Source organism: Sphingomonas sp. ERG5 (assembly GCF_000803065.1).
Taxonomy (GTDB): Bacteria; Pseudomonadota; Alphaproteobacteria; order Sphingomonadales; family Sphingomonadaceae; genus Sphingomonas.
Genome location: NZ_JSXI01000037.1, coordinates 23,911 through 30,110, shown reverse-complemented (window position 1 = coordinate 30,110; position 6,200 = coordinate 23,911). Strand labels below are relative to the sequence as shown.

The following is a 6,200-nucleotide window of genomic DNA, read 5'->3' as shown; positions in this document are numbered from 1 at the left end:
GCTGATGGAGCCCATCGGCAACATCCCGCCTGCCGAAGCCGAAGATCAATATTATGCTGCCGCGGACAACATCGATATGGCAGCGTGACTCACAACCCACGGCCTCCGGCAGACCCGGCGCGGTTCAGGTTGCGAAAAATCAGGAAGTGCAAGCAGCAGCACTACAATCCAAGTCACGATAATACCAAAAGCACCTAAAATCCGGGCGCTCCTTATATTAACAACCAAGCTCAGAAGGCCAATAAAAAGAAGCATGGTAATTAATACTCTAGGCCAAAGCATCAAACTGCTCTGGGACAATGAAGCAAGGTAAAGCGCCGTCAAGATTGCCAGTGTCGCGTTTATGATTACGCGAACGCTCCAGGATCGATCACCCCACATTTTTACACCACCCCCTCATCTCACCCTTAGCCGCGTTACGAAAATCATTACCGTCGTAGCCCGCCTGCGTCGCACCAACTGAATACGGGCGGCTACCAGAGGCGATCCGCTTTAAAGGCTGGCATGTCCATTTTTCGGCATCAATGTACCCCGTTAGAGCGCAATACAGGAAATTCTCGGCATTCCGGTATGTGTCGTTGTTCCACTGTTTGGGACCGTTGTCAGGATTCCTTAAGTTGCAAAAGTTGCAAAGCGCGCTGTTGCGCAATGTCAAAGCTCCACCGCTCCTTGTCCACCGTCTTGAGGCTCACGCAGTATCGGGCGGCAAGGGCGCGGGCGCTCTCTTTACCCGGCTCGAAGACACGGCGGCGCCTGAGCGCTGTCGTGAACAACGCTGCCATAGGGCATCCTCACTCCTGACGATTCAGGATGGATGCTGCAGCATCAGAGTCCGGGACTACGCATCTGGTCCTGCAGAACTGGACCCGGTGTTCAGAGAGTTTGGCGATCAGGCCGCGACGCTGACGGAATCCCGGTCGGAAAGCGGGTCCTCGCCAAGCGTATCGGCGAACGGCGCGCGACCGGAAACCGGCAGAGCGGCCGGGTAGCCTATCAGAAAGCCCTGAGCTTCATCACAGCCTTCGCGCAGCAATATGGCAAGCTGCTGGTCGGTTTCGATCCCTTCGGCCAGTACCGGGATCGACAGACTCTTGCCGAGCGCGAGCACGGCGCGGATGATCGCGGTCGCCTGGGGGCTGCTTTCCAGTTCGGCGGCGAACACCATATCGAGCTTGATCTTGTCGAAGGGAAATGCGCGTAGCGTTTCAAGCGAGGAATAACCCGTGCCGAAATCGTCGAGCGCCACGCCGACACCCAGCGCCTTGATCTGGCGCAGGACATGAAGGGCATGCACGCGATCGGCCATGATCGCCGTTTCGGTCAACTCGATTTCGAGACGGCGCGGGGGAAGTCCGGTCTCCAGCATGATCTGGTGGAACAGGCGCGGCAGATCGGCATGGGAGAGTTGTACAGCCGACACGTTCACCGCCACCTTGGTGTCATGATCCCAGGTCATCGCATCGGTGCAAGCACGGCGCATTACCCATTCGCCCAGCGGCAGGATCAGGCCATTTTCCTCGGCGATGGGAATGAAGACCGACGGCGGAATGCTGCCGCGCTCGGGATGTGTCCAGCGCAGCAGTGCCTCATAGCCCGTCACCTCGCGCGTCGTGACTGACGCCTGCACCTGATAATGGACTTCAAGCCGGTCCTGATCGATCGCAAGACGCAAATCATTCGCCAGTTCCCGCCGGTCGCGGATCGCTTCATCGAGCGGCGCATCGTAGAAACAGGGCGTGCCGATATTCTCCCCCTTGGCGCGATACATGGCGAGGTCAGCATTGTTGGTGAGGGTTTCGGCATCGCCGGCGTCCTGCGGATAGACCGCCACGCCAATGCTCGCGCCAACGCGCGCCTCGAACGGTCCGATGGAAAGTGGCGCCTTGAGCACCGCGTCGAGGCGGGCGACAAAGGTCTGTAGCCGGGCGGGATTATCGACCCGCGTCATGGCCACGAATTCATCGCCGCCAAGACGCGCGACCATTTCATTGGCTTCCAGTTCAAGCTGCATGCGCCGCGCGAGCATGATCAGGACATCGTCGCCGGCCTTGTGACCATGAACGTCGTTGATCTCCTTGAAGCGGTCGAGATCGATCGCGACGACCGCGAGTTGCGTTGCGGTCTCTCGCGCGATGTCGAGCTCGCGCCCCAGGAGTTTCTGGAAACTGATCCGGTTGGGCAAACCGGTCAGCGCGTCATTCATTGCCATGTCGTGCAGGCGCTGCATCGCTTCCGACCGGGTCTGGCGATCGATGAAGGCGGCCGCCACACCGGCTGCGATCACGATGAGCCCGACCAGCGCGGTCGCAAGCGCCAAGGCGCCCATTTGCTCGGATTCCAGCGGCGTCGAGCTGAGCGCAAGCGGCGTGATGCGTAGCGCCGTCATGCCGATGAAATGCAAGGTCGCGATCGCCGTGACCAGCAATCCCGTTCCCAGCGCGGCGCGGTAGCGGCCCAATCTGTCGGAGGCGAGAACCGTCAGCGCAGCACTCGAGAAAACCACCGCGCAGACCAGTGCGGCGACGACATAGGACCAGCGCCACTCGACGATACCGTCCACACGATAGGCGGCCATCCCCATGAAGTGCATCGCGGCAATCGCGGCGCCAACGAGTGCGCCCCCGGCGACCGGGAATGCCCGCCCCTCCCGCCACGTCGCGACGCTGAAGCCGATGCCCGTCCCGACCACCGCGACCATCAGTGAAACGATCGTCAGAACGGCATCGAGATCGACCGGAACCCTGGCCTTGAACGCGATCATCGCGATGAAATGCGTACACCAGATCGTCGCGCCGGCGCCGACCGATGTCAGGAAGACCCATCCAAGGCGTTGCAACCCGGACGAACCCTGCGCGCGCTCGAACATCTGGACGATCGCGAACGCACCCACGCAACAGACGAAGACGGCGAGCAGCACCAGCCATGGATCATGGTCGGTGGCAATGCACAAGGCGATGTCGATCATCGGTAAGTCCCATAAAACGCGAACTGGCGAGCCGTTAGCGTCGCAAGATTGGCTTAACCTTATCCGCCGGCTGGTTACGATTGCGTAAAACCCTGCACGGCGCGGCCCCGAGGCGCGGGTCCGGTATCGATCGACGATAGCGACGGGCTGCCGCACGGTCCGATCTTACATATATTGCGTATTTGGATGACAGCGAAAGGTTACTTCGTCCTAAACGCTGCGCCGGCCGGGCTTTGCAGGCGCAAATGTAGACCGGCGCGCCTATTGAGAGCTATCGTAATATTCCGGCTTCTTATGCGCGCCAACTCATTTTGCCTCGAACATGTGTTTGATCAAAGACGATCTAAGTTTGAACATGTCGTGATAAACATCCCAATATGGTTTACCATTAAGAGTATCGGCATTGATTGGCACGAGCGCTCTCCCCTCCATGCCCTGGGCAATCATCGATCTTCGATCAATTTGAGCTTCATATCGCTTGCGCCGCTGCACTGCGGTTATTTTTGCAAGATAGCCAGCAGACGAACTCCCCGGCAGAAGCTCAATCGAAATAAAGATCGAATCCGCCTCTTTCAGACATTCCTCCCGCCATTTTACAATATCCCCAAGCACAACTCGATCGGGAATTTTGGCACCCGAGATATATGCAGGTAATCCTTCATTTTGCAGTGCATAAATGAGGTCAGTTACTGCATTGAAGGCAAAACTGCCAACGGTTCAGCTTTCCATAGTTTCACCCGCCTTCTCCACGAGTGCCATTGTTTCAGGGTTTGCCGTACTGGAAACGCAAAATCTGTTACGCTGGTTGATCGTCAGCCTATCAGATCGCATCACTGTCAGCGGGTTGAACGCACCCGGCGGGATCGCTGCAGCCTCGGCTGATATTCGGTCGTCGGCAGGTAATGATTGGGTTGCGGTAGAGACCAGATCGGATGTCACGCCAGTGAACGCTCCGGACCGCTTTTCAAAGGAGGAAGGAAGTCCAAGCCGGGTAACACCTGCACTGGATGATAACAGCATCACAGCCGCACCCAATATTCGCATAGCCATTTGCATCGAACAGAGGGAGTTGATCAAAGTCTGTGACATTCTCGGCTTTGGATCTGCAAACAACGCCCGCCCCCTCACCGCTGTGTCAGCAGGCAATGGGTACGTTTCGAGATTCTGATTCACAAGGCTTCAAGATACTGAAAATACGATTCATGGAGATCGCCACATTTTCCCGGAGCGCGGATTTCTCCCTGGAGCCGCCTCATCCCGCACATGGAAAATCGGATTGTTCCGTCTCCGGCAATGTGAAGAACCACGATGATTACGCCAGCGTCTGACCCGGCCACTGAATTTTGACCCCAATCAAGTCTCGCTTGTACATGGCTGGCCCACCGCCATGCGCGATTCTAATCCTCGCCTCACCGTGCCATGCCCCGGCCATGAGCCAGATCGTCGTCAAAGTCCGCGCCGCCAATCGATTGAATCGGGCTCGACCTGTTTCACCGGAATCGCGACCTGTTTCCGTACCGCCGCCTGTTAATTCACCTGTTCCGCACCTGTTATCGATTAACAGGCCGTCCTCCCTCAAGCCACTGATTCACAATCCAAAACCCCCAACCAAAATCCGACATAACAGGTCAGGAAAAATGTCCGCCCAAAAACAGGTGATAGCAAGTGCATCATCGCCCGATTCACCACCGCGACAGGAACGGCCAACCCAGTTAAAACCAATTCACACGGGATCAACTCAGACGGGGAACGACGTTATGAACAAAGGCATGATCGCAGCCGCTATATTCGGCCTCGCCGGCCTTCTCTTGGTCCTGACGCAGCCATTGAAATCCTATGGCGACGCGATCAAGCCGGGGCTGGGCGATTTGATGAATGGCGGCATCGGGATGATTCTGATCATCCTCGCGGCGGTTATCGCCGTCATCGCGCGCAAGCGGATGGGCTAGCGGCAATCGCGTTACGGTACGCGCCAGCCCGATTCACCCGCATGGCTGGACAAGAACCCTGTCGAACTGGCAACGGCACGCCAGCACTTGGAGACTGACATGAGCGGCATGGGCCAATTCGACTGGGCGGACCCCTTTTTCCTCGACGACCAACTTGAGGATGACGAGCGGATGATCCGCGACACGGCGCGCGCCTATGCACAGGAAAAGCTCGCGCCGCGCATCATCGACGCGTTCCAGAACGAGGTCACCGACGTCGCGATCTTCCGCGAGATGGGCGAGCTGGGCTTGCTTGGGCCGACCGTGCCGGAGCAATATGGCGGCGTCGGCGCTTCCTATGTCGCGTACGGCCTGGTCGCGCGCGAAGTCGAGCGGGTGGACTCCGGTTATCGCTCGATGATGAGCGTGCAGTCGAGCCTCGTGATGTACCCGATCTACGCCTATGGCTCGGAGGAGCAGAAGCATAAATATCTGCCGAAGCTGGCGAGCGGCGAATGGATCGGCTGTTTCGGCCTAACCGAGCCCGATGCCGGCTCGGACCCTGGCGGGATGCGCACCAAAGCGGAGAAGATCGACGGCGGCTATCGCCTGTCCGGCGCCAAGACCTGGATTTCCAATTCGCCGATCGCCGATGTCTTCATCGTCTGGGCCAAGTCCGACCATCATGGCGGTGGCATTCGCGGCTTCATTCTCGAAAAGGGCATGAAGGGTCTGGAAACACCCAAGATCGAAGGCAAGCTGAGCTTGCGCGCCTCGATCACCGGCATGATCATGCTCGATGGGGTCGAAGTGAGCGAAGATGCTCTGCTCCCCGAGGTTCAGGGCCTGAAAGGTCCGTTCGGCTGCCTCAATCGCGCGCGCTACGGAATCAGCTGGGGCGCGCTCGGCGCAGCGGAATTCTGCATGCACGCCGCGCGGCAATATGGTCTCGACCGGCACCAGTTCGGCAAACCGCTTGCCGCCAACCAGCTCTACCAGAAGAAGCTCGCCGATATGGAGACCGAGATCGCACTTGGCCTGCAGGCGTCCTTACGCGTCGGCCGGCTGATGGACGAGGGCCGTTTCGCGCCGGAGATGGTCTCGATCGTCAAGCGCAACAATGTCGGCAAGGCGCTCGATATCGCGCGGATGAGCCGCGACATGCATGGCGGCAACGGCATTTCGGGCGAATATCAGGTCATGCGTCACCTGATGAACCTGGAGACGGTCAACACCTATGAGGGCGCACATGACGTCCATGCGCTGATCCTCGGTCGCGCCATCACGGGGATCGCGGCGTTCTGAGC

General features: G+C 58.6%; 6 protein-coding genes. 3 read left to right on the top strand and 3 right to left on the bottom strand.

From position 1 onward, the window contains the following. Positions 1-602 precede the first annotated feature (602 nt). From OO12_RS14025 to OO12_RS28060, 3 genes are all read right to left on the bottom strand, one after another. Positions 603-782: a hypothetical protein gene (locus OO12_RS14025; protein ID WP_034159334.1), complete on the bottom strand. Its 180-nt coding sequence runs from the start codon at positions 780-782 to the stop codon at positions 603-605. Between the two features lie 107 nt (positions 783-889). Further along, positions 890-2,965 (bottom strand): putative bifunctional diguanylate cyclase/phosphodiesterase, encoded by a 2,076-nt coding sequence (locus OO12_RS14020; protein ID WP_235364794.1) that lies wholly within the window; start codon positions 2,963-2,965, stop codon positions 890-892. A 306-nt stretch (positions 2,966-3,271) separates the two neighbouring features. Then, positions 3,272-3,577 carry a hypothetical protein gene (locus OO12_RS28060; protein WP_152616436.1) on the bottom strand — a complete coding sequence of 102 codons (306 nt, stop codon included), beginning with the start codon at positions 3,575-3,577 and terminating at the stop codon, positions 3,272-3,274. Positions 3,578-3,641: 64 nt separating this feature from the next. Here OO12_RS28060 and OO12_RS28055 point away from each other — a divergent pair, with 64 nt between their 5' ends. The 3 genes from OO12_RS28055 (at position 3,642) to OO12_RS14010 (ending at position 6,198) form a co-directional block, all read left to right on the top strand. Continuing rightward, the gene (locus OO12_RS28055) at positions 3,642-4,133 is read left to right on the top strand and encodes a hypothetical protein (protein ID WP_152616435.1); all 492 of its coding nucleotides are present in this window, start codon (positions 3,642-3,644) and stop codon (positions 4,131-4,133) included. 262 nt (positions 4,134-4,395) lie between these two features. Beyond that, positions 4,396-4,914: a hypothetical protein gene (locus tag OO12_RS28050; RefSeq protein ID WP_152616434.1), complete on the top strand. Its 519-nt coding sequence runs from the start codon at positions 4,396-4,398 to the stop codon at positions 4,912-4,914. Between the two features lie 99 nt (positions 4,915-5,013). Continuing rightward, positions 5,014-6,198: an acyl-CoA dehydrogenase gene (locus OO12_RS14010; RefSeq protein WP_034159332.1), complete on the top strand. Its 1,185-nt coding sequence runs from the start codon at positions 5,014-5,016 to the stop codon at positions 6,196-6,198. The last annotated feature ends 2 nt before the right edge of the window (positions 6,199-6,200 follow it).

Excerpts from the sequence above, each read along its gene's own strand:
- OO12_RS28050 (WP_152616434.1), top strand. The coding sequence starts at position 4,396 with ATGAGCCAGATCGTCGTCAAAGTCCGCGCCGCCAATCGATTGAATCGG.
- OO12_RS14010 (WP_034159332.1), top strand. The coding sequence starts at position 5,014 with ATGAGCGGCATGGGCCAATTCGACTGGGCGGACCCCTTTTTCCTCGAC.
- OO12_RS14020 (WP_235364794.1), bottom strand. The coding sequence starts at position 2,965 with ATGATCGACATCGCCTTGTGCATTGCCACCGACCATGATCCATGGCTG.
- OO12_RS28055 (WP_152616435.1), top strand. The coding sequence starts at position 3,642 with ATGAGGTCAGTTACTGCATTGAAGGCAAAACTGCCAACGGTTCAGCTT.
- OO12_RS14025 (WP_034159334.1), bottom strand. The coding sequence starts at position 782 with ATGGCAGCGTTGTTCACGACAGCGCTCAGGCGCCGCCGTGTCTTCGAG.